This is a genomic window from Micromonospora sp. MH99 (assembly GCF_021442385.1).
GTDB lineage: Bacteria > Actinomycetota > Actinomycetes > Mycobacteriales > Micromonosporaceae > Micromonospora.
The window spans coordinates 114,970-135,532 of the sequence record NZ_MUZA01000007.1 but is presented as its reverse complement, the minus strand read 5'-3'; the positions used below and the strand labels follow the sequence as shown (position 1 = coordinate 135,532).

At 71.3% G+C, this 20,563-nt stretch carries 17 protein-coding genes; 8 read left to right on the top strand and 9 right to left on the bottom strand.

Annotation, left to right across the window (positions count from 1 at the left end; translation table 11 throughout):
* The first annotated feature begins 270 nt into the window (after nt 1-270).
* The 7 genes from B0E54_RS06180 (at nt 271) to B0E54_RS06150 (ending at nt 8,769) form a co-directional block, all read left to right on the top strand.
* Nucleotides 271-669 carry a hypothetical protein gene (locus tag B0E54_RS06180; protein WP_234582281.1) on the top strand — a complete coding sequence of 133 codons (399 nt, stop codon included), beginning with the start codon at nt 271-273 and terminating at the stop codon, nt 667-669.
* A 262-nt stretch (nt 670-931) separates the two neighbouring features.
* Nucleotides 932-1,603 carry a maleylpyruvate isomerase family mycothiol-dependent enzyme gene (locus B0E54_RS06175; RefSeq protein ID WP_234582280.1) on the top strand — a complete coding sequence of 224 codons (672 nt, stop codon included), beginning with the start codon at nt 932-934 and terminating at the stop codon, nt 1,601-1,603.
* 88 nt (nt 1,604-1,691) lie between these two features.
* Nucleotides 1,692-2,870, top strand: a complete 1,179-nt coding sequence (locus tag B0E54_RS06170) for a glutathione-independent formaldehyde dehydrogenase (RefSeq protein ID WP_234582279.1) — start codon at nt 1,692-1,694, stop codon at nt 2,868-2,870.
* Between the two features lie 536 nt (nt 2,871-3,406).
* The gene (gene mmsA / locus B0E54_RS06165) at nt 3,407-4,954 is read left to right on the top strand and encodes a multiple monosaccharide ABC transporter ATP-binding protein (RefSeq protein WP_234582278.1); all 1,548 of its coding nucleotides are present in this window, start codon (nt 3,407-3,409) and stop codon (nt 4,952-4,954) included.
* On the top strand, nt 4,951-6,249 hold the full coding sequence (gene mmsB / locus B0E54_RS06160) for a multiple monosaccharide ABC transporter permease (protein ID WP_234582277.1): 1,299 nt from the start codon (nt 4,951-4,953) through the stop codon (nt 6,247-6,249). Before mmsA ends, mmsB begins: the two co-directional genes overlap by 4 nt.
* A 54-nt stretch (nt 6,250-6,303) precedes the next feature.
* Nucleotides 6,304-7,407, top strand: a complete 1,104-nt coding sequence (locus tag B0E54_RS06155; RefSeq protein WP_234582276.1) for a sugar-binding protein — start codon at nt 6,304-6,306, stop codon at nt 7,405-7,407.
* A gap of 114 nt (nt 7,408-7,521) precedes the next feature.
* Nucleotides 7,522-8,769, top strand: coding sequence for an ROK family protein (locus B0E54_RS06150; RefSeq protein ID WP_374109247.1), 1,248 nt, complete (start codon nt 7,522-7,524; stop codon nt 8,767-8,769).
* A gap of 89 nt (nt 8,770-8,858) precedes the next feature.
* Here the strand turns inward: B0E54_RS06150 and B0E54_RS06145 are convergent, their stop codons facing one another.
* The 3 genes from B0E54_RS06145 to B0E54_RS06135 are packed head-to-tail and all read right to left on the bottom strand — an operon-like array spanning nt 8,859 to nt 11,154.
* Nucleotides 8,859-9,839: an ABC transporter permease gene (locus B0E54_RS06145; protein ID WP_234582275.1), complete on the bottom strand. Its 981-nt coding sequence runs from the start codon at nt 9,837-9,839 to the stop codon at nt 8,859-8,861.
* Entirely contained in the window at nt 9,836-10,726 is an 891-nt protein-coding gene (locus B0E54_RS06140; RefSeq protein ID WP_234582274.1) for an ABC transporter ATP-binding protein, read from the bottom strand. Before B0E54_RS06140 ends, B0E54_RS06145 begins: the two co-directional genes overlap by 4 nt.
* Before the next feature lie 20 nt (nt 10,727-10,746).
* On the bottom strand, nt 10,747-11,154 hold the full coding sequence (locus B0E54_RS06135; protein WP_234582273.1) for a GntR family transcriptional regulator: 408 nt from the start codon (nt 11,152-11,154) through the stop codon (nt 10,747-10,749).
* A gap of 178 nt (nt 11,155-11,332) precedes the next feature.
* Between B0E54_RS06135 and B0E54_RS06130 the strand changes: the two genes are divergently transcribed.
* The gene (locus B0E54_RS06130) at nt 11,333-12,601 is read left to right on the top strand and encodes an Nramp family divalent metal transporter (protein WP_234582272.1); all 1,269 of its coding nucleotides are present in this window, start codon (nt 11,333-11,335) and stop codon (nt 12,599-12,601) included.
* Nucleotides 12,602-12,738: 137 nt separating this feature from the next.
* Here B0E54_RS06130 and B0E54_RS06125 read toward each other — a convergent pair whose 3' ends face one another.
* The 6 genes from B0E54_RS06125 to B0E54_RS06100 form a co-directional block, all read right to left on the bottom strand.
* Nucleotides 12,739-13,011, bottom strand: coding sequence for a hypothetical protein (locus B0E54_RS06125; protein WP_234582271.1), 273 nt, complete (start codon nt 13,009-13,011; stop codon nt 12,739-12,741).
* Nucleotides 13,012-13,129: 118 nt separating this feature from the next.
* The gene (locus tag B0E54_RS06120) at nt 13,130-15,982 is read right to left on the bottom strand and encodes a DUF5682 family protein (RefSeq protein ID WP_234582270.1); all 2,853 of its coding nucleotides are present in this window, start codon (nt 15,980-15,982) and stop codon (nt 13,130-13,132) included.
* Entirely contained in the window at nt 15,979-17,091 is a 1,113-nt protein-coding gene (locus B0E54_RS06115; RefSeq protein ID WP_234582269.1) for an AAA family ATPase, read from the bottom strand. The genes B0E54_RS06120 and B0E54_RS06115 overlap by 4 nt, the downstream gene beginning before the upstream one ends.
* Nucleotides 17,092-17,105: 14 nt before the next feature.
* Entirely contained in the window at nt 17,106-18,569 is a 1,464-nt protein-coding gene (locus B0E54_RS06110; protein ID WP_234582268.1) for a VWA domain-containing protein, read from the bottom strand.
* On the bottom strand, nt 18,566-19,957 hold the full coding sequence (locus B0E54_RS06105; protein WP_234582267.1) for a hypothetical protein: 1,392 nt from the start codon (nt 19,955-19,957) through the stop codon (nt 18,566-18,568). The genes B0E54_RS06110 and B0E54_RS06105 overlap by 4 nt, the downstream gene beginning before the upstream one ends.
* On the bottom strand, nt 19,957-20,424 hold the full coding sequence (locus tag B0E54_RS06100; RefSeq protein ID WP_234582301.1) for a hypothetical protein: 468 nt from the start codon (nt 20,422-20,424) through the stop codon (nt 19,957-19,959). Before B0E54_RS06100 ends, B0E54_RS06105 begins: the two co-directional genes overlap by 1 nt.
* Between the last annotated feature and the right edge of the window lie 139 nt (nt 20,425-20,563).

Sequence of the window (20,563 nt, the reverse complement as noted above, 5' to 3'; positions counted from 1 at the left end):
TCCTCGGTTCAGGTGGCGGAGGTGGCGGCGCCGGAGAGACAGAGAGCGCTCTCTATGACGAAGCATGTCGATTTAACGGGTTACTGTCAAGAGTGTTTCCAATGCGACGGCGGGTCCGTTACCCGGCGGATCGCACCCCTCGATAGCTGTCGAATCGACCCTTCCTATTGCCGTGGAGCGTCCACGCGGGACAGGATGACGAGGTCCGCAGGAAACCTCCCCGTAACCTGCGTGCTGCTGGTCTCTGTCACAAGGAAGTGGGAGTCAGTCATGAGCGACGCGTCGACGGCGCTGGGTGTGCGCCTCTACCCGGACCTGGTCGAGCGGGGTGGCCTCGCCCCCGCGCTCATCGAGACCGCTGCCCGCCACCAGCTCGACATCGGGCGGGTGACCGCCCCCGAGCAGGGGCGGGCCCAATTCACCTGCGCGGAGCTGCACTCCGATCAGGGCGTGGTCTGCATCGGGCTGGGTTCGCAGGCCCGATACTTCATGATCGACGTCCGGTCCGCGGGTGAGGTGCTCGCGCGCGGTGACTGCATGGACCTCCTCCAGGTCGCCCAGGTGGCCTCGGCCTGGCGGGCCGGGCTGACGCTCGCCGAGCTGACCGCCCGCTTCGCGTTCATGGAGGAGATCAAGCACCGCCCGGCGTCGGTGCCGCAGGCCGTCTGACCCCGAGGCGCGTCAGCAGCGCAGGCGCGGCGTCCCGGTCGAGGTGGGACGCCTCGACGAAGGCGATGCGCCGCTGGTCCACCGCGCGTCGGTTCACCAGGTGCGCCGATCGTCCCCGCTGGCGACAGGTCCGGTGTGGACCGCTGATCGCCCATGACGCCTTCGCTCGCCCTCGTGGGGGCAGTCCGGCGTGCCCGCGCGCGGCATACTGACGGACGTCTACCTGTCATGGTGGTAGCTGTGTCCCACGGGGAGGACGCCGATGACCGCGATGTCCGATGGTGTGCCAGGTCCGACGGCCACCGAGATCATGGCCATGATCAGCGATGAGCGGCGACGTGCCGCCGATCTGGTCGACTCGCTCACGCCGGAGCAACTCGATGCGCCGAGTCTGTGCGGAGCCTGGACCGTCCGGCAGGTGGCCGCGCACCTGGTCGCCCCGTTCGCGGCGCGTCGCCGCTGGTTCCTGCCGATCATCCTGCGCAGCCGGTTCAACCTGCACACGGCGAACGCCCAGCTTGCCGAGATGGTCGCCCGTCGGCCCGCCGGGCAGATCTCGGCGCTGCTGCGCGAGAACGCCGAGACGCCGTTCCGGGCGCCGCGCGTCGGATATGTCGGTCAGCTCACCGACCTTCAGGTGCACGGGCAGGACATCCGCCGCCCGCTGGGCCTGCCGCACGACCTGCGTCCGGACCGGCTCGCGACGTCGCTCGACTTCCTGGTGCACCGTCGCGCGATCGGGTTCTTCGTCCCCCGGGGCCTCACCGACGGGTTGCGGTTCGAGGCGACCGACATCGGCTGGGCGTCGGGGCGGGGGAGGGCGGTCCAGGGCGCGGCCGAGGCCGTGATGCTCGCGCTCACCGGCCGGCCCGCCGTCCTCGGCGAGTTGTCCGGCGACGGTGTCGCGCGGCTGCGCGAACGGATCACCCGCTGACCGACCGGGGCGGTCGGCAAGCACCGTGCGGGCATGGACGGCCCGGTCCTGGGAAGACCCGTCGTTCCGTGCCGAACAGGGGGATCCGATGAGAGCCGTCGTCTACGCGGACGTCCGGACCGTCGAGGTGCGGGAGGTGCCCGACGCGACGCTGGAGGCGGAGACCGACGCGCTCGTGCGGATCACCTCCAGCGCGCTGTGCGGCACCGACCTGCACATGTACGACGGGCGCACCGGCGCCGACCCCGGGCTGGTGCTCGGCCACGAACCGCTGGGCGTGGTGCAGGAGGTCGGCTCGGCGGTGCAGACCGTGCGTCCGGGCACCCGCGTGGTGATCCCCACCCACCTGTTCTGCGGCACCTGCGTGATGTGCGCCCGCGGGCTCTCGGCGGCCTGCCTGCGGGCCCGGGCCGAGGGGCCGGGCGCCGCGTACGGCTACGCCGGGATGGGCCCGTACCGGGGCGCCCAGGCCGACCTGCTGCGCGTGCCGTGGGCCGACGCGAACTGCGTGCCGGTGCCGGGAGAGCCGGGTGACGCGTACGAGGACGACTTCGTGCTGCTCGCCGACGCGTTCGTCACCGGTTGGCACGCCGCGGCCACCCTCGCCGGGGTCCAGGCCGGCGACACCGTTGCCGTGTTCGGCGCCGGCACCGTCGGTCTGCTCGGCGCGTACTCGGCGCTGCTGCGGGGTGCGCGGGTCGTCTACTGCGTCGACGGTGTCGACGCCCGGCTCGACAAGGCCGGTGAGATCGGGGCCGTTCCGGTCGACTTCCGCCGCGGCGACCCGGTCGAACAGATCCGCGCCGACCGCGCGCGGGCCGGTCTGCCGCTCGGCGAGGAGAAGCTGGGCGGGATCGACCGGGTCATCGACGCGGTCGGGTTCCAGGCGCGCGACCGCGAGCGCCCCGACCAGGAGCGTCCGAACCAGGTCATCGCCGACGTGGCCCGGCTGGTCAACCCCGCCGGCTCGATCGGCGTCGCAGGCGTCTACCCCGAGAAGGACCTGCATCCCCGGCCGGGCGCGAGCACGAGCGAGGAGCTGGTCGCGCCGTGGGGGACGCTGTTCAGCAAAGGCGTCCAGGTCCGGTTCGGCCGTACGCACGACCGCCGCTACACGGTGCTGCTGCGCGACCTGGTCGTCGCCGGTCGCGCCCGGCCCAGCGTGATCGTGACCCATCACGGCACCCTCGCCGACGCGCCGGAGCTGTACCGCAGCTTCGACCGGCGGGAGAACGGGGTGATCAAGGCGGTGCTGCGCCCGAGTTGACCGGCCGGCGGGTCATCGTGCCCTTCGGGGCTCGATCCACACTTAAGGGACGTTCAGCGTTGATCCGCCTCCTGGTGGCGCGCGTGCCGAGATCACCGTCGTCGATCCGGGCCGCCAGGGGAGGCGTGGGTCACATCGGCCGCCGATGGTGGTCGTCGCGTCTCCGAGGCGGTGCCGGCTGCGCCGCGCGATCACGATCGCTCGATAGTTTCGTACTCGCGGGTAGGTCGCCCTTCGCCCGGCCGACGCGGATCGTGCCTGGTGGCGGGCCTGGTGGCAGCGACCGGAGCTGATCATCGTTCGGCCCGGCATTTGACAACGTTGCCACCGACAGGCGATGGTGCCAGGAGGTACTGCGGGGACGGCTGTGACGGGCGAATACTCTGCTTCGTCTATATTGCCGGATTGTTACATTTTCAACAGGCCCTCGCCTTGCGGATGGCCTGTTCGCCGCAATACGTTGCCGTCAACAACAAAACCAAGTGAAGGTTCAACCTTCCGGAGGCAACGATGACGTTGGCGAGGTGGTACGAGCGATGAACGACGTGCCCACCCTCCTTGAGATGCGCTCCATCACCAAGGAGTTCCCCGGAGTCAAGGCCCTCTCCGACGTCAACCTGAAGGTTCGCGCCGGCGAGATCCATGCCATCTGCGGCGAGAACGGTGCGGGCAAGTCCACGCTGATGAAGGTCCTCAGCGGGGTCTACCCGTACGGAAGCTACGACGGCCAGATCATCTACCAGGGGTCGGAGAGCAGGTTCTCCGACATCCGGGCCAGTGAGAACGCCGGAATCGTGATCATCCACCAGGAGCTCGCGCTCATCCCGGGCATGTCGATCGCCGAGAACATCTTCCTCGGCAACGAGCCGCGCAAGCACGGCGCGATCGACTGGAAGGCCGCCAACCGGATGGCGCTGGACCTGATGGCCCGGGTCGGCCTCCAGGAGGACCCGGACACCCTGATCAAGGACATCGGTGTCGGCAAGCAGCAGCTCGTGGAGATCGCCAAGGCGTTCGCCAAGGACGTGAAGCTGCTCATCCTGGACGAGCCGACGGCGGCGCTGAACGAGGCGGACTCCAAGCACCTGCTGGACCTGCTGCGTGGATTCCGCTCGCGCGGCATCACCTCGATCATGATCTCGCACAAGCTGAACGAGATCGAGGCGATCGCCGACCAGATCACCATCCTGCGCGACGGCCGGACCGTGGAGACCCTCGACGTCAAGGCGGACGGGGTCGACGAGGACCGGATCGTGCGGGGCATGGTCGGCCGCGAGCTGAGCAGTCGGTTCCCGGACCACACCCCGAAGATCGGCGAGGTCTTCTTCGAGGTCCGCGACTGGAACGTCCGGCACCCGATCTCCGCCGACCGGCAGGTCTGCAAGAACGAGAGCTTCGTGGTGCGCCGCGGCGAGATCGTCGGCTTCGCCGGCCTGATGGGCGCGGGCCGCACGGAACTCGCGATGAGTGTCTTCGGCCGCTCCTACGGGGTGTACGAGTCGGGCACCATCATCAAGGACGGCAAGGAGATCGTGCTGAAGTCGGTGGCGGACGCCATCGACAACGGGCTCGCGTACGTCAGCGAGGACCGTAAGGCGCTCGGCCTCAACCTGCTCGACGACATCAAGACGTCGACGGTGGCCGCCAAGCTGTCCAAGATCTCGCACCACGGCGTGCTGAACGAGGTCGAGGAGTACCAGGCGGCCGAGGCGTACCGCAAGGAGTTGCGGACCAAGGCCCCGACTGTCGACGAGGGCGTCTCCAAGCTCTCCGGCGGCAACCAGCAGAAGGTCGTCCTGGCCAAGTGGATGTTCAGCGACCCGGACCTGCTGATCCTCGACGAGCCGACCCGCGGCATCGACGTGGGCGCCAAGTACGAGATCTACGGCATCATCCAGCGGCTCGCCGACCAGGGGAAGGGCGTCATCGTCATCTCCTCGGAGCTGCCTGAGCTGATCGGGCTCTGCGACCGCATCTACACCGTGTTCGAGGGCGCCATCACGGGCGAGATCGCTCGGGCGGACGCGGACCCGGAGACCCTCATGAAGCAGATGACCTCGACGAAGAAGTTGGCCTCCCGATGAGCCGTATCAAAGACCTTCAGAAGAACCTGTTTGGAGGCACGACCTCCAACGCCCGCCAGTTCGGGATGATCTTCACCCTGGTGGCGATCGTCCTGATCTTCCAGATCTGGACCAACGGGCTGACGCTGCGGTCGGACAACCTGATCGCGCTGTTCCAGCAGAACTCGTACATCCTGATCCTGGCCATCGGCATGCTCATGGTGATCGTCGCCGGGCACATCGACCTCTCGGTCGGCTCGGTCGCGGCCTTCACCGGCATCCTGGTCGCCAAGTCGATGACCGAGTGGAACCTGCCCTGGCCCGCAGCCATCGTGTTCGGCCTCGCCATCGGCGCGGTGATCGGCGCGTGGCAGGGCTTCTGGGTGGCGTACATCGGGGTGCCGGCGTTCATCGTCACCCTGGCCGGCATGCTGCTGTTCCGCGGTGGCAACCAGTTCATCGGCAACGCGCAGAGCATCCCGGTGCCGGAGGGCTTCCGGGAGATCGGCTCCGGCTTCCTGCCCGAGTTCGGCCCGAACACCGGTTACAACAACGCGACGCTGCTGCTCGGTCTGGCCGCCGCGGTGGCGGTGGTGTGGCGCGAGATCCGGGCCCGCAACACCCGTCGGGCCATGGACGCCGACCCGGCGCCGATGTGGATCTCGATCCTGCGGATGGCAGTCATGGTCGGGGTCATCGCCTTCGCGGCGCTGCGTTTCGCCAGCGGTCGCGTCGGCACCAGCTTCCCGATCTCGGGCATCATCCTGGTGGCGCTGGTCATCGCGTACTCCTTCTACACCCGCAACACGGCAGGCGGCCGGCACATCTACGCGGTGGGCGGCAACTCCCGGGCGGCCGAGCTGTCCGGCGTGAAGCTCAAGCGGGTCAACTTCTTCGTCATGATGAACATGTCCGTCCTGGCCGCGCTGGCCGGCATGATCTTCGTGGCCCGTTCGCAGGCCTCCGGCCCGCAGGACGGCAACGGCTGGGAACTGGACGCCATCGCCGCGGTCTTCATCGGCGGCGCGGCAGTCGCCGGCGGTATCGGCACCATCAGCGGCTCGATCGTCGGTGGTCTCGTGATGGCCGTGCTGAACAACGGCCTTCAGCTCCAGGGCGTGGGCACCGACAAGGTCCAGATCATCAAGGGCCTGGTCCTGCTGCTGGCCGTCGCGATCGACGTCTACAACAAGAGCCAGGGGCGCTTCTCCATCATCGGGAGCCTGATGCGGCCGTTCCGCCGCGACGACTCCGCCCCACCCGCCTCACCGCCGGACGCGGAGCGCGAGCCCGCCAAGGCAGCGGTGTCCGGCTGACGGCCACCGACTCTCTCCACCCGGTTCCACCTTCCAGAAAGGCAAGTCCTCACCATGCGTAAATTCTTCGGCACGTCGGTGGTCGCGGTCAGCGCCGCCGCCATGCTGGCCCTCGCCGGCTGCGGTTCCGGCCGCGACGGCGACAGTGGCTCCAGCGGCGAAGCAGCCAAGGGCTTCGCGGCCAACTCCCTGATCGGTGTGGCCCTCCCGGCCAAGACCTCGGAGAACTGGGTCCTCGCCGGTGACCTGTTCACCAACGGTCTCAAGGAGGCCGGTTTCCAGGCTGACGTGCAGTACGCCGGCGCGTCGACCACCGTCGCCGACCAGCAGGCCCAGATCACCGCCATGACCACCAAGGGCGCCAAGGTCATCGTCATCGGCGCGACCGACGCCGCGCAGCTGGCGACCCAGGTCGCCGCGGCGCACGCCGCCGGCGCCAAGGTGATCGCGTACGACCGGCTGATCACCAACACGCCGGACCTCGACTACTACGTCGCGTTCGACAACTTCAAGGTCGGCCAGCTCCAGGGCCAGGCCCTGCTGGACGGCATGAAGGCCAAGAAGCCGAACGGCCCGTACAACATCGAGCTGTTCTCCGGTTCGCCGGACGACAACAACGCCGGTGTCTTCTTCAACGGCGCGATGGACGTGCTCAAGCCGGAGATCGACAAGGGCAACGTCGTCGTCGCCTCGGGTCAGAAGGACGTCAAGCAGACCGCCATCCAGGGCTGGAAGGCCGAGGGTGCGCAGGCCCGCATGGACCAGCTGCTGACCTCGACCTACGGCAGCAAGGAGCTGGACGGCGTCCTCTCCCCGAACGACACCCTGGCCCGCGCCATCCTGACCTCGGTCAAGGGTGCCGGCAAGCCGATCCCGGTCGTCACCGGCCAGGACTCCGAGGTGGAGTCGGTCAAGTCGATCGTCAAGGGCGAGCAGTACATGACGATCAACAAGGACACCCGCAACCTGGTGAAGGAGACCATCAACATGGTCAAGGCTCTCCAGGCCGGTAACACCCCGCAGGTGAACGACACCAAGTCCTACAACAACGGCAGCAAGGTCGTCGACACGTTCCTGCTCCCGCCGGTCGCCGTCACCAAGGCGAACGCGGCCGAGGCGTACGCGAACGACCCGAAGCTCGCGCCGCTCACCAAGTAATCACCACACGGTAGGCAGCAACGCCGATGGGTCCCGGGATCTCCTCTTCCGGGACCCATCGTCGTCCGTGCCTCCTCGCCCCACCCGGCACCGATCCTGTAAGGAGGTCTGACCGTGGAGACGCCCGTACGGTCCAGACCAGCCGGCGCCGGTCGTAACCCTGATTCCTCGCTGCCACCGCTCCCCGGCGCGAGCCAGGAGGAGATCCGGCGGCAGAACCTCGGCGCCGTGCTGCGCTACGTGCACCTGCACGGGCCGACGTCACGGGCCGAGCTGACCAGCCGCCTCGGCCTCAACCGCAGCACCATCGGCGCGCTCGCCGCCGACCTGACCGCCAGCGGCCTCGTCACCGAGGAGGCGCCGACCACCGCCCGACGGGCCGGCCGCCCCTCCCTGGTGGTCAGCCCCCGCTCCGAGCGGGTCTACGCGCACGCGCTCAGCATCGACGCGGACCGGCTGCGCGCCGCGCGGGTCGGCCTCGGCGGCCGCATCCTCGACCGGCGCGAGGTCGCCCGTCCCAGCGGCATGTCGGCGGTCGACGCCGTCGGCCCGCTGGCCGATCTCGTTCGCGACATGGAACGGGGCGTCGCCTCCGGCGCGCTGCTGGTCGGGGGAGCGGTAGCCGTCACCGACACCACCCGCGACGCGGACGGCCGTCTCCGGATCGTCGGCGTCGACGAGGGCCTCAGCGTGGCGCTGGAGGCCGAACTCACCGCCGGCCCGGGGTTCGTGGCCGGCGACCTCGCCGACATCGCGGGCCTGGCCGAACACATCCGGGGCGTGGCTCCCGGCATCGACGACCTCATCTACCTGCACGGAGACCTGGGCATCAGCGCCGGCATCGTCGTCGGCGGCCGCCTGATGATCGGCCACCGGGGTCACAGCGGCAAGGTCGGGCACATGGTCGTCAACCCGAACGGCCTGCCCTGCGGCTGCGGCTCTCGTGGCTGCTGGGAGACCGAGATCGGTGAAGCCGCGCTGCTGCGCCACGCCGGGCGCGACCCTGACGACCGCGCCGCCGTGACCGAGGTGCTGCGCGCTGCGGCGGACGGCGATCCGGCCGCCCGCCGGGCCGTCGAACAGGTCGCCGACTGGCTCGGCTTCGGCGTCGCCAACCTGGTCAACGTGGTCAATCCCGACGCCGTGGTCTTCGGTGGATCGTTGCGCGACATCTTCATCGCCGGCGCGGACACGGTGCGTCGGCGGCTGGACGCCATGCCGCTGCCGGCCTCCCGCGAGCACCTGCGGCTGCGGGCTGCGGCTCTCGGCCGCGACGCCGTCCTGATCGGGGCGGCCGAGTTGGCCTTCGACAAGTTGTTGGCCGATCCGCTGAACGTCGGTGTGGTGGGCCAGTCGGCGTAATCCGTGATCGTTGGCGGCTGAGCAGCACGACCATCCGCGTGTCGTGCGGCTCAGCCGCCAACGATCGACTCGACCGTCGCCGGTCCGGGCTACGCGATCCGGCGGACCCGACGCACGGCGAGGTAGAGCAGGAGCGCGGCAAGGGCGACGAAGATGCCCGTCTCGATGCTCTGGAACAGCCAGAACCGGTCCGCCGGCTGATACAGCTCCCAGTTGTACGCGCCCGGTCCCAGGCCCAGATCGGCACCGCAGGCTCGGCCGTCCGGGCCCTTGCCGCCCGGCGGGCACTGGATGCGGGTGTTCTCCGCGACCATCGTCCCGTCGGCGTCGCGGATTCCCACGGCGAGAACCCAGTTGCCCCGGTCGCCCTCCGGAATCCCGCCCCCCTCGATCGGGAACGTCTGGGTTTTGGCTGGTTGGTAGTGCGGTCGGGCCAGCATTTCCACCGCCGCCCGTACGCCGATGTACCCGGCCAGGGTGATGCCCATGGCGGGCAGCATCCGCTTGAAGACGGTGCCGGCGAAGATGCCGAGCGCCACGGCGAAGAGGGTGTAGCCGATCGGCACGATGCCCTGCAGGTCGAAGACGATCACACCGAGTCGGCCCTCGTGCGCGGCCCGGGTGAGCGGTTCGACCCACCACGACATGCCCAGTCCGTAGCCGACCGCGAGGAGCACGACGGCACCGCCGACCAGCCCGAACTTCACCAGCGCCCAGCGGGTGCGGCCGATGCCCTGGGTCCAGACGAACCGGTGCGTGCCCTGCTCCACCTCGCGAGCCACCAGCGGTGCGCCCCAGAACAGACCGACCAGCACCGGCAGGGTGATCAGCAGTACCGCCACCAGGTTCAAACTGTCGTACCGGTCGCTGAAACGGCGCAGTCCCACGTCGCAGGTCTGCGCGGCAGCGTCGCTGAGCTCGGACGGACGTAGACAACCCGCAAGCCCGAGGTCGGCGAAGGTGTGCCGCATCGACAGGCCGATCGGCACCAGCACGGCGGCGAGCACCAGGAACCCCAGGAGGGTGTAGAACGCCAGCTTGCGGTGTTGCCGCCAGGTCAGCCAGATCATGCCGCCACCCCCCACTCGCTGTGACTGGTCTGCGCGACGCCGTCGGCCAGGTAGGCCAGGACGACGTCCTCCAGGCTCACGTCGCGCACCGTCCAGCCGGGGTCGGTGACCGGGCCGTCGGTACGCACCAGCAGCGTGGACTGCCGGTCGGTGTGGCTGGCCCGGACCACGTGCGCGACGCCGCCGATCGGACCGCCGTCGTGCCGCGGGCCGACGAGCTGCCGGTGCGCGGCCACCAGGTCGTCGACCGAGCCGGTGAGCTGCACCTGGGCGGCGTTGAGCACGATCAGGTAGTCGCAGACCCGCTCCAGGTCGGCCAGCAGGTGCGAGGAGAGCAGAACCGTGGTCCCGGAGTCCGCGACGCTGCCCATCAGCGACTGGAGGAACTCCCGCCGGGCCAGCGGATCGAGGCTGGCCACCGGCTCGTCGAGCAGCAGCAACCGGGGTTGCTTGGCCAGCGCCAGGGCGAGCGCCACCTGGGCCCGTTGGCCGCCGGAGAGTTTGCCGACCGGCTTGTCGGGCGGTATCCCGAGCTGCGCCAACCGGGTCCGGGCCAGCGCCGCGTCCCACCGCCTGTTCAGCTTGCCGCCGGCGATGACCAGCTCGGCGGCGGTGAAGTCCCGGTACAGCGGGGTGTCCTGGGCGACGAACCCGATGTCGGCGAGCCCGTCCGTGTCGCCGTACGGCGATCTGCCGAACACCCGCACCGCGCCCTCGTCGGGCTTGAGCAGCCCGACGGCCAGGTGCAGCAACGTGCTCTTGCCCGCGCCGTTGGGCCCGACCAGCGCGGCGATCCGGCCGGCGGGAAGGTGCAGCGAGCAGTCCCGTAACGCCCACGTTCTGCCGTACCGCTTGCCCAGCCGGTCGGCCTCCAAGACCATCTCCATCCTCTGTCCTCTCGTACCGCTCACGCGGGTTCCTTCTGTGGGGTGTCGTCGGTGAGGGTGGCGCGCAGCGTGGTCTCCACCAGGGCGACGACGTCCTCGGCCGTGAGGCCGGCGGCCTGCGCCCGGTGCAGCCACGCCACGAGGTCGTCGCGCAGCTCGGCCTGATTGGGCAGGGACGCGCCGGCGAGGGTGCGCTGGACGAACGTGCCCACCCCCGGTCGGCCGCCGACCAGGCCCTCGATCTCCAGCTCCCGGTACGCCTTCAGCACCGTGTTCGGGTTGATCGCCAGTGACTGGGCGACGTCCCGGACCTTCGGCAGCTGGTCCCCGGGTGTGAGCAGACCGACGCGCAGCGCCTGCTTCACCTGCTGCACGAGCTGCATGTAGGTGTTCACCTTCGACCGGCTGTCCAGCACGAACTCGATCACTCGTGATGATCCTTCCTGTTGTCCTACGACAGTAGGACTAATAGACAGCTTGGTGGGACGCGACGCCCCTGTCAAGCGGCTGACCCACCTGTCACCCCGGGGCCAGCGATTGGCACCGACGGGCCAACCCGCCGGGAAGGGAACAGGCACGCGATCCGTGTGCAGGGGGAGGTGCTCGGTGGTCACCAACGAACTCACGACGACGAGGGCGACGCCGTTGCAGGTCGCACGCGCCCGGGGTCGCGTGCGCGGGCGGCTGATCCTGCTCGGTCCGGCGTTCGTCGCCGCCGTCGCGTACGTCGACCCGGGCAACTTCGCCACCAACTCGGCTGCCGGCGCCCGCTACGGCTACCTGCTCGTCTGGGTCGTGGTCGTGGCCAACCTGATGGCCATGCTGGTGCAGACCCTCACCGCCAAGCTGGGCCTGGCCACCGGCCGCAGCCTGCCCGAGTTGTGCCGCGAGCGCCTGCCCCGCCCGGTGAACCGGATGATGTGGGTGCAAGCCGAACTCGTCGCGATGGCCACCGACCTGGCCGAGGTGATCGGCGGCGCGGTCGCCCTGTACCTCCTCTTCGGCATCCCGCTGCTGCCCGGCGGGCTCATCATCGGCGCCGCCGCCTTCGTCGTGCTCGCCCTGCGCTCGCGCGGATTCCGCGCGTTCGAGATCGCCATCGCCGTGCTGCTCGGCGTCATCGTCCTGGCCTTCGCGGCCAACCTGCTCGCCGCCGGCGCCGATCCGGGCTCCGCCATGGCCGGCCTGGCGCCCCGACTCCAGGGCACCGACAGCGTGCTGCTGGCCGCCGGCATCCTCGGCGCCACAGTCATGCCGCACGTCATCTACGTGCACTCCGCGCTGACCCGCGACCGCATCCCCGCGACCGACGACGGCGAGCGTCGGACCCTCTTTCGGGGCCAGCGCACCGACGTGCTGCTGGCCCTGACGGCGGCCGGCGCGGTCAACCTCGCCATGCTGCTGATCGCCGCGGCCAGCTTCCGGGGCGGCGGCCCGGTGGGGGCCGACAGCCTCCAGGGGGTGCACGCCGGCCTCGGTCAGAGCATCGGCACCGCCGCCGCGTTCGGGTTCGCGGTCGCGCTGCTCGTCTCCGGGCTCGCCTCCACGAGCGTCGGCACCTACGCCGGTGAGGTGATCATGCAGGGCTTCCTGCGCCGCCGGGTGCCGCTGCTGCTGCGCCGGCTGGTCACCCTGGCACCCGCGCTGGCCGTGCTCGCCATCGGCCTCGACCCCACCCGCGCCCTGGTGCTGTCGCAGGTCATCCTCAGCTTCGGCATCCCGTTCGCGCTGATCCCGGTGGTCGCCTTCACCCGCCGCCGCGACCTCATGGGCAACCTGGTCAACCACCCGCTCACCACCGCCGCCGCAGCCCTGGTGGCCGTCCTGGTCGTGGCGCTCAACGCCTTCCTGCTGTGGCAGGTCGTCGCCGGCTGAGCGGGCCGGCCGCCTGCGTCCGGGCACTCCTGCGAGCGTGATGCCTGTGAGTCATCTTGATGACCCACAGGCATCACCCGCAACGCCGTCTCGGGCGGCTGGCGCGGGGGCGGCTACCTGGACGGGAACGGGAAGGGTCAGGTGCGACGACCCTCGTCGCGGGCCGGGATCTCCTGGCGCTGTTCGAGGGCGTCCGCCGCGTTGGCGTCGGCCGGCAGCGACGTCACCTCCTCGAGCGTGCCCGCCGGGAAGGCGCCCTGCTCGGCAAGATCGGCCTCGGCCGCCTCCGGGTCGACGTCACCCGACACCCGGTCCGGCGGGCCGACGTCGAACGCGTCCTGTCGTTGCTCAAGGGCGTCCGCCTCCGGAGGAGGAATCCTTCCGCCCTGTTCATCCCGGTACGTGCTCATCGGAGCCTCCCACCCGGCGGGTGTCAACAGCCCGCCGGGCCGCTGCCTACCCGCCGTCGCGGCACTCACGCCTCGCCCCGCCATCCACGCCTCAGCCGTGGCATGCGCCGGGACGCGGTCACACCCCCAGGAGAACGGACACCGCCGCAGCGGTCTCGGGATGCCCGGTCAGCAGGGCGGACGCCCGGGACCGGTCGACGGGCGGGTCGGGCATCGGCTGCCACCGGCCGTCGTGACCGAGCAGGGCGGCGACCGCGTCGACCGCCTCCGGGTGGGCGGCGAGCAGCACGCCCACGCGCCGCCGCGGTACGGAGACGGCGGCCGCTGGCACCGCGGACGGAGGCGCGGGAGACGGAGGCGCCACCCACGGGGGCACCCAGGAATCCAGCTCCGGCAGCGCCTCCGGAAAGGTCCGCCCCGCCTCGCGGATCAGCAACGGGACCAGCTCCGGCCCCTGGTCCCGCAGCGTCGTGATCAGGGTCGGCAGCCACGGCAGCAGCACCGGATCGGGCAGCCGGGCGAAGGCGGTCGACATCGTCTCGACGACGAACGGCGCCAGCGTGGGCACCGGCTCCAGCGCGTGCACGAAGCCCGCCAGATACTGCGGGAAGGCCGGCACCACCAGCGGGTTGGCCAGCAGCTCGGCACACCGGGCCCGCAACTCGGCAAGCGGCAGCAGGCCGAGCTGGTGTCGGGCCGCCCAGAGCAGGGCGACCTTCGCCGGCGCCGTCGGGTGCGACTGCCCGACCGCCAGCTCCAGCTGAGAACGGTCGCAGCCCAGCGACAGCGCCAGACCCTCCATCGAGAACAGGAAGCCGAGCATCGCGCCGACCTGCCGGACGCCCGTCTCCTCGGCGGCGATGGCGGTCGGCAGCAGGGTGCAGTAGTGCGCGTACCCGGTGGTCACGAAGGCCGCGCACCAGCTCGGGAGGGTCGGCGCGGAGGCCCGGTAGTGGGCCAGCAGGCGCCGGATGCGGCGCAGCACGTCCGGGGCGTCGTCGACGGTGCGCTCGGCGGCGAGCAGGTCCACCGCGCGCGCCCCCAACTCGTCCACCAGGCGAGGGCTGTCGAGCAACCGGATGGCGTCCTCGACCGCGGCCAGCGCACCCGCGGCGGTCGCGTCGGGGCCGCGTACCGCACGCCGCAGTCGCTGCTCCAGGACCTGCTCGACCGTCACGCCCTCGTAGCCCAGCTCGATCAGCGCCCGCTGGTGGCGGCCGAGCGCCAGGTCCCAGCTCTCCTGGACCGAGCGGTGCCCGAGCCGCCGCTCGCCCATGATCGGCCGGACCGCGGCCGGGGGCAGCAGGTGCCGCAGGATCCACAGCAGGTCCGAGCAGCGGCCAAGCTCCGGCTGGGCGGCCAGATCCAGCAACGCCCGCTGCACCGTCCGCTTCTCCAGGGCCAGGCCGAGGGGCTGGAGCCGATCGAGCACGTCGCGGGCCAGCGGCGGGAGGGCGTCGTAGCCGACCTGACCGATCCGGTCGCCGCCCAGCAGGATCTCGCAGAGCCGCCGGACGTCGCGCCGGCCGGGCACCACGTCCTTCTCGATGCAGGTGACCGCCGCGTCGGCGAAGTCGTACGGGGTGGGCCGGGCCCGGTTGCGCATGCCGGCCAGCAGGACCGAGGTCTCGAAGACGGCGATCGCGTCGGCGGTGCTGGCCAGGTATCCGTTGCGCCGGGCCAGTCGGACGATGTCCACGCACCAGCCGCGCAGCTCCGCCTCGTCCAGGCCGTCCAGGTCGGGCGCCGCGGCGAGGAAGCCGGTGAGCCGGTCACTGACCGGCCCGGTGGGGACAGGCGCCGTCGGTGCCCGGCCCCGCCGCCCCCGGCTGGTTCCGGTGCGCTGGCCGTCCAGCCGGTACGGGGACAGGTTGTGCCGGCTCACCGCCTTCGTCCAGGTCGCCGCGGCGATCGACACCGAGCCCGGTGCCAGCCCGAACTGGGCCTCGATCGCCGAGTGGCTGGACGGGATCAGCCCGTACCGCCAGCGGGTGTCGGTGCGCGGGGTGATCTCGAAGTCGGGCGCGGTGGAGCCCAGCCCGAACTGCTCGACCCGGCTGGCGGCGTGGAACGCGCCGCAGACGTAGAGGCAGTCGGCCGGATCGACGCCGGAGGTGGCGAGGTGCTGGCGCATCCTCGTCCACATGTACCGCTCGCGATCCTCGTCGCGGTCCAGCCGATCCTCGCCGGCCGGGCGCAGCCGCCGGAACAGGCTGCCGATCAGCACCATCACCTGCCGGTAGGTGTCGTGGTCGGCGTCGGCAAGCGGGCGTTCCACGTACTGGTCCCACCACTCCGACCAGTGCCGCACCTTGCCGTGGTGCAGCAGGTACGCCTCCAGCTCCGCGAACCGCGGCCGCAGGTCGCCGATCTCCACCCCGACGGCGTCACCGTGCAGCCCGGACTCCTCGCCGGTGGCTGTCGGACCGGCCGTGCCGCCCCCGTCGGTAGCCCCGGCCGTGCCGCTCCCGTCGCTCGGTCGGTCGCGCGGCGACCACTGGAAGACGTGGTCGGTGGAGCGGTCCACCAGCACCAGCTCGACGCCGGGGGTCTCCAGCGCGTACGCGATGGCCTGGTATTCCGCCGACGCCTCGGTGACGGGCGCGACGACACTGAGCGGCCCGGCGTCGGCGGGAAAGCCGGACAGCTCCGACGCGAACGCCTGCACCGCGACGGGCAGACGGCAGTTGCGCAGCTCCCCGAGCAGCGGCTGGAGATCTTCGCACAGCTCCAGGTAGATCACCCGGGGCTGCTTGGCCCGCAACCGGCGCACCATGGCCAGCGCGGAGGCCGGTGAGTGGTGGCAGACCGGGAAGATCTCCAGTCGCTCGCCGAGTGCCCGGTCGACGTCGTCGACCATGCCGGCGAGGATCGCGCCGAGCGCGTCGGCGGAGCCCGCGAACGCTGCCGCCGCGTCGCTGAGCTGCTCGCGGAGCGCGCCGAACGGGCCGGCGACGGTGGGCGCGGTCACGACAGGGACGCGATCGCCTGACGACCGCCGTCGAGGAAGCCCGCCCACCCGTCGTCGTCCTTGCGGGCCCGGGGCTCCACCACACCGTGCAGGTACTTGTTGAGGATCGCCAGGTCCTCCGGACTGCGCCGGGCCAGCGACCCCACCAGCGACCCGGCGAGCGTCGCCGCGCGCAGCGTACGGTCGCCGAAGAACTGGCTGTGCAGGATGGCGTCCTCCAGCACACCGATCTGCTCGGCGGTGGACAGCGCCGACTCCAACTTCTCGTCGTCGCTGGTCGCTGCGGCCGCCCCGGCGCGCAGGTCGGCGAAACTCTGCAACAGGATGTCCAGGAGGGTCGGCGGGACGTCCAACTCGATGCGGTGCCGGCGTAGCAGCTCCTCGGTGCGGAACCGGACGATCTCCGCCTCGCTGCGCTTGTTGGTCACCACCGGGATCCGCACGAAGTTGAACCGCCGCTTGAGCGCCGAGGAGAGGTCGTTGACGCCCCGGTCCCGGCTGTTGGCGGTCGCGATGATCGAGAAGCCGGGTTGGGCGAAGACGATGTTGTCCTGGTCCAGTTCGGGGATGGCGACGTACTTCTCGGACAGGATCGAGATCAGGGCGTCCTGCACGTCGCTGGTGGAGCGGGTCAACTCCTCGAAACGCCCGACCACGCCACGTTCCATCGCCGTCATGATCGGTGAGGGGATCATCGACTCGCGGGACTGGCCCTTGGCGATCACCATGGAAACGTTCCACGAATACTTGATGTGGTCCTCCGTCGTGCCCGCGGTGCCCTGCACGACCAGTGTCGAGTTGCGGCAGATCGCGGCGGCCAGCAGCTCGGCCAGCCAGCTCTTGCCGGTGCCGGGATCGCCGATCAGCAGCAGGCCCCGGTCCGAGGCGAGGGTGACGATGGCCCGTTCGACGAAACTGCGGTCGCCGAACCACTTCTGCGGGATCTCGCGGGACAGGCCGTCGGCCCGCTCCGAGCCGAGGACGAACAGCCGGACCATGCGCGGGCTCAGGCGCCACGAGAACGGCTTCGGGCCGGTGTCGACCGACTCCAGGAAGTCCAGCTCGTCGGCGTACGTGACCTCGGCGGGGGCGCGCAGCATCTCGGACATGAGGGGTTGCTCTCCTAGGTGAGGAAGTTCTTCAGCTCGACGACGAGCTTGCGGATGTGACCGGAGATGACCGGGGTGCCCTGGTCCTTCAAGCGTTGCCGGAACCAGGGGTTGACGCTCTGCTGCCCGGAGCTGCTGACCGAGCCGACCGGAATGACCTTGACGCCGGAACGGTGCACGGACTGGAGCCCGTCGAACACCGCCTGGTGGTTGACCTCGTAGAAGTCGGAGATCCACACCAGCACCGTGTTCTTCGGCTCGGCGATCTTGGGCCGGGCCAGCGTCAGCGCCGCCGTGCCGTCGGTGCCGCCGCCCAACTGGGTACGCAGCAGCACCTCGAACGGGTCGTGCACCCACGGGGTGAGGTCCAGTGCCCGGGTGTCGTACGCGACGAGGTGCACGTCGACCTTCGGCAGCCCGGCGAAGATCGAGGCGAGGATCGTGCAGTTGACCATCGCGTCGACCATCGAACCGGACTGGTCGACCACGACGATGAGCCGGGACGGCGTCGTACGCCGCGCGGTGTGCCGGTAGTAGAGCCGGTCGACGTAGAGCCGCTCGTCGTCCGGGCTCCAGTTGGTCAGGTTCTGCCAGATGGTCCGGTCGAGGTCCAGGTTGCGGAACACCCGCTTGGGCGGCACCGACCGGTCCAGTGCGCCGACACTTGTCTGTTGCACCTGCGTGCGGAGCACCTCGGCGACCTCGTCGACGAAGCGCCGGATCAGCGCCTTCGCGTTGGCCAGCGCCACCCCGGACAGGTTGGCCTTGTCGCGCAGCAACTGCTCGATCAGCGACATGCTCGGGGTCAGCTGACTGGCCAGCGCGGGATCGGCGAGCACCTCCCGCAGGTGCATCCGCCGGACCAGGTCACCCTCCAGCCCGGCCAGGGTGCCGCCCAGCCCGCCGCCCTGGCGGCGCAGCTCCCCGGGCTCGCACCCGAGGGCCTGCTCGAACCAGCCGGCGTCGGACTGCCAGCGGGCCAGTTGGGTGGCGCTGACCGGACCGGAGCCGGTGGCGAACACGTTCAGCAGCACCTTCGACACCAGCGCCGCCCGGCGCACCTCGGCCGCACCCGGCCGGTAGGTCGAGCCGTCGTCCTCCGACCCACCCGGCCCGGCGCCCTCCGGCTCGGCGGCGTGCGCCTCGGCGCCCTCCGGCCCGGCGGTATCCGGACCGGCGGCGGCCGGGGCTTCGCTGGCGGAAGGCCGCGCTTCGCCGGCGTCCGGCGGGGCGTCGGCGGAGGTGAGCAGGCCGCGCAGCTCCGCCGCGAGCGCCGGGAAGCGCTGCACGATGGTGTCCACCGAGACCGACGGGTCCAGCAGGGCGGCGGGCAGCCCGAGGTCGTCGACCACTGCCACGCTCGCCGACTCCAGGCCGGGCTGCTCGTCGCGGTCGAAGAGGCGGGACAGCAGCCGCCAGTAGAGGACCTGACGGCGGTTGGCGTCGGCGTACCCGCCGGTGGGGATCGGTGCGGTCATCGGCGCAGCAACCGTCCCGCGCGCTCACGCAGCACGGCCACGGCATCGCCCGCCCGGGCCTCCTCCTTGGCGACCTTCGGATCGGTGACGCCGCACGCCCAGTCGCCGTTGTGTGCCTGCACCGTCCGCCGCTTCACGGTGGCCCGGACCGCCAACGGCTGGAGCAGCCAGCGGCCGTCGTCCCAGCGCAGGAGGCCCAGGCAGGCCGACGCGGCGGCGACCAGGTCGGCGGTCAGCGGGCCGGCGGCGGGCAGCCGGTCGACGGCGAGCGCCACCCGTTCGCCGTCCACCTCGATGCCGAGCGTGCCGTCCTCGTCGCGGCTCGCGGGGCCCTCGACGAGCACCGGCTCGGCGATGCCCGTCGGGTGCCGGTCGAGCGGGTCGGTAGCGGCCGTGCTCGCGGCGGGCAACAGCACGCGGGCGGTGGCGAACGGGTCGGCGGGCTCGTCGAGCTGGACCCGGTCGTCGACCCAGCCCAGGTCGCCGCCGCGCAGCGGCAGGTCGGTCACGACCAGTGCCCGCCGCTCGGCCAGCGCGGTGAGCAGCAGCGGGTGTGCCGACAGCAGCCGCCAGATCGCCGGCCCGACGATCGTGTCGACCTTCGCGGCGGCGACCGCCGTGCGGACCAGCAGCGCCGGCCCGCCGTCCGCCGGCTCCAGGACGCCGTGCAGCTGGACCTGCACGGCGGTGTCGTGACTGTGCACGTCCACACCGAGCGGCAACAGCCGCCCGGAGACCGCCGTCGCCTCGCCGGTCGACGGTGCGCCCTCGGTGAGCAGGACGCCCCGGGCCCACAGGTCGGCCCAGCGACGGGCCGGCACCTGCGCCATGGTGGCGACCGGCACGCAGGCCCGCAGCTCCGCCGCGAGACCGTCGAGCAGCACCGCGATCCGGCGCAGCTCCGGAACGGCCAGGCTGGCCTCAACGACCCCGGCGGCTGCGGAGAGCAACTCGTGGTCGACGCCACGCCAGCCGGTGACCGCCACCTCGTGCCACCACGCCCGCGCTCCGGCGAGCGCGGGCGGCGTCTCGGCGGGCCTGCTGGTCGGCGTCGTCCACGGCGACCGGGTGCGGCCCACCGCCTCGTCGAGCTGCCCGAGCAGGGCGTCGTGTGCCGCGCCGAGCAGCGCCGAGCGCGCCCCGGCGAGCGCGGCGAGGTGCTCCGGGGCGACCGACCCGGCGGTGACCGCGTCGACCGCTGCGGTCACCGGGTCACCCAGTGGGGTGCCGGCCACCGCGTCGGCGAGCGCGGCGAGCGCCGCAGCGCCCCGTTCGCCGATCCGACCGAAGCCGTCGGCGAGGGCGTCGTCGAAGCCCGCGACCACGTCGAGCGCGTCGCTCAACCCGGCCGGGACCGCGTGCAGGCGCGCGACCTGGGCCCCGCGCATCAGCGGCCCGCCCCGGTGGCCGGGAACCAGTGCAGCTCGGGCAGCGCGACAGTGCTGACGGGCAGCTCCAGGTAGGCCAGGTGACGCAGGAAGCGGCTGAACACCACCGCCGCCGAGGCCGGCTCGGGCTGGCCGTCGAGCCGGGACAGCAGCCCGCTGCCGTCGGCCACCCCGTCGCCGACGTCGACCCGCAGGTAGCGGGCCACCCGGTCGACGCCGTACTGCAGGACGGCCTCGTCGGCGAGCGCGTGCAGGTGCTTGCACGGGATGCCGCGCAGGCCGCCGCAGGGCCGGTTGTTGTTGGTGCTGCACTGGTAGGCGTGGGTGCCGGCGGCGACCGACGAGACGTAGACCCGCTCGACGTCCGATCCGCTGGAGACCACGCCCTGCAACCGCCCGTCGGCAAGCTCGACGAAGGGCACCTTGGCCAGCTTGCGGGGGCGGGCCGGCGGCACCACCGCCACCACGCTGCGCCGCCGCCAGTCGGCTCCGTCGGCGTTCGTCACGTCACGGCCTCCCACATCGAGAAGAATCCAGGATGGTGCGCACGCCGGCCGGTGCCGGTGCCGCTACGACGACACGATCATGGACTACGGGTACGACAGG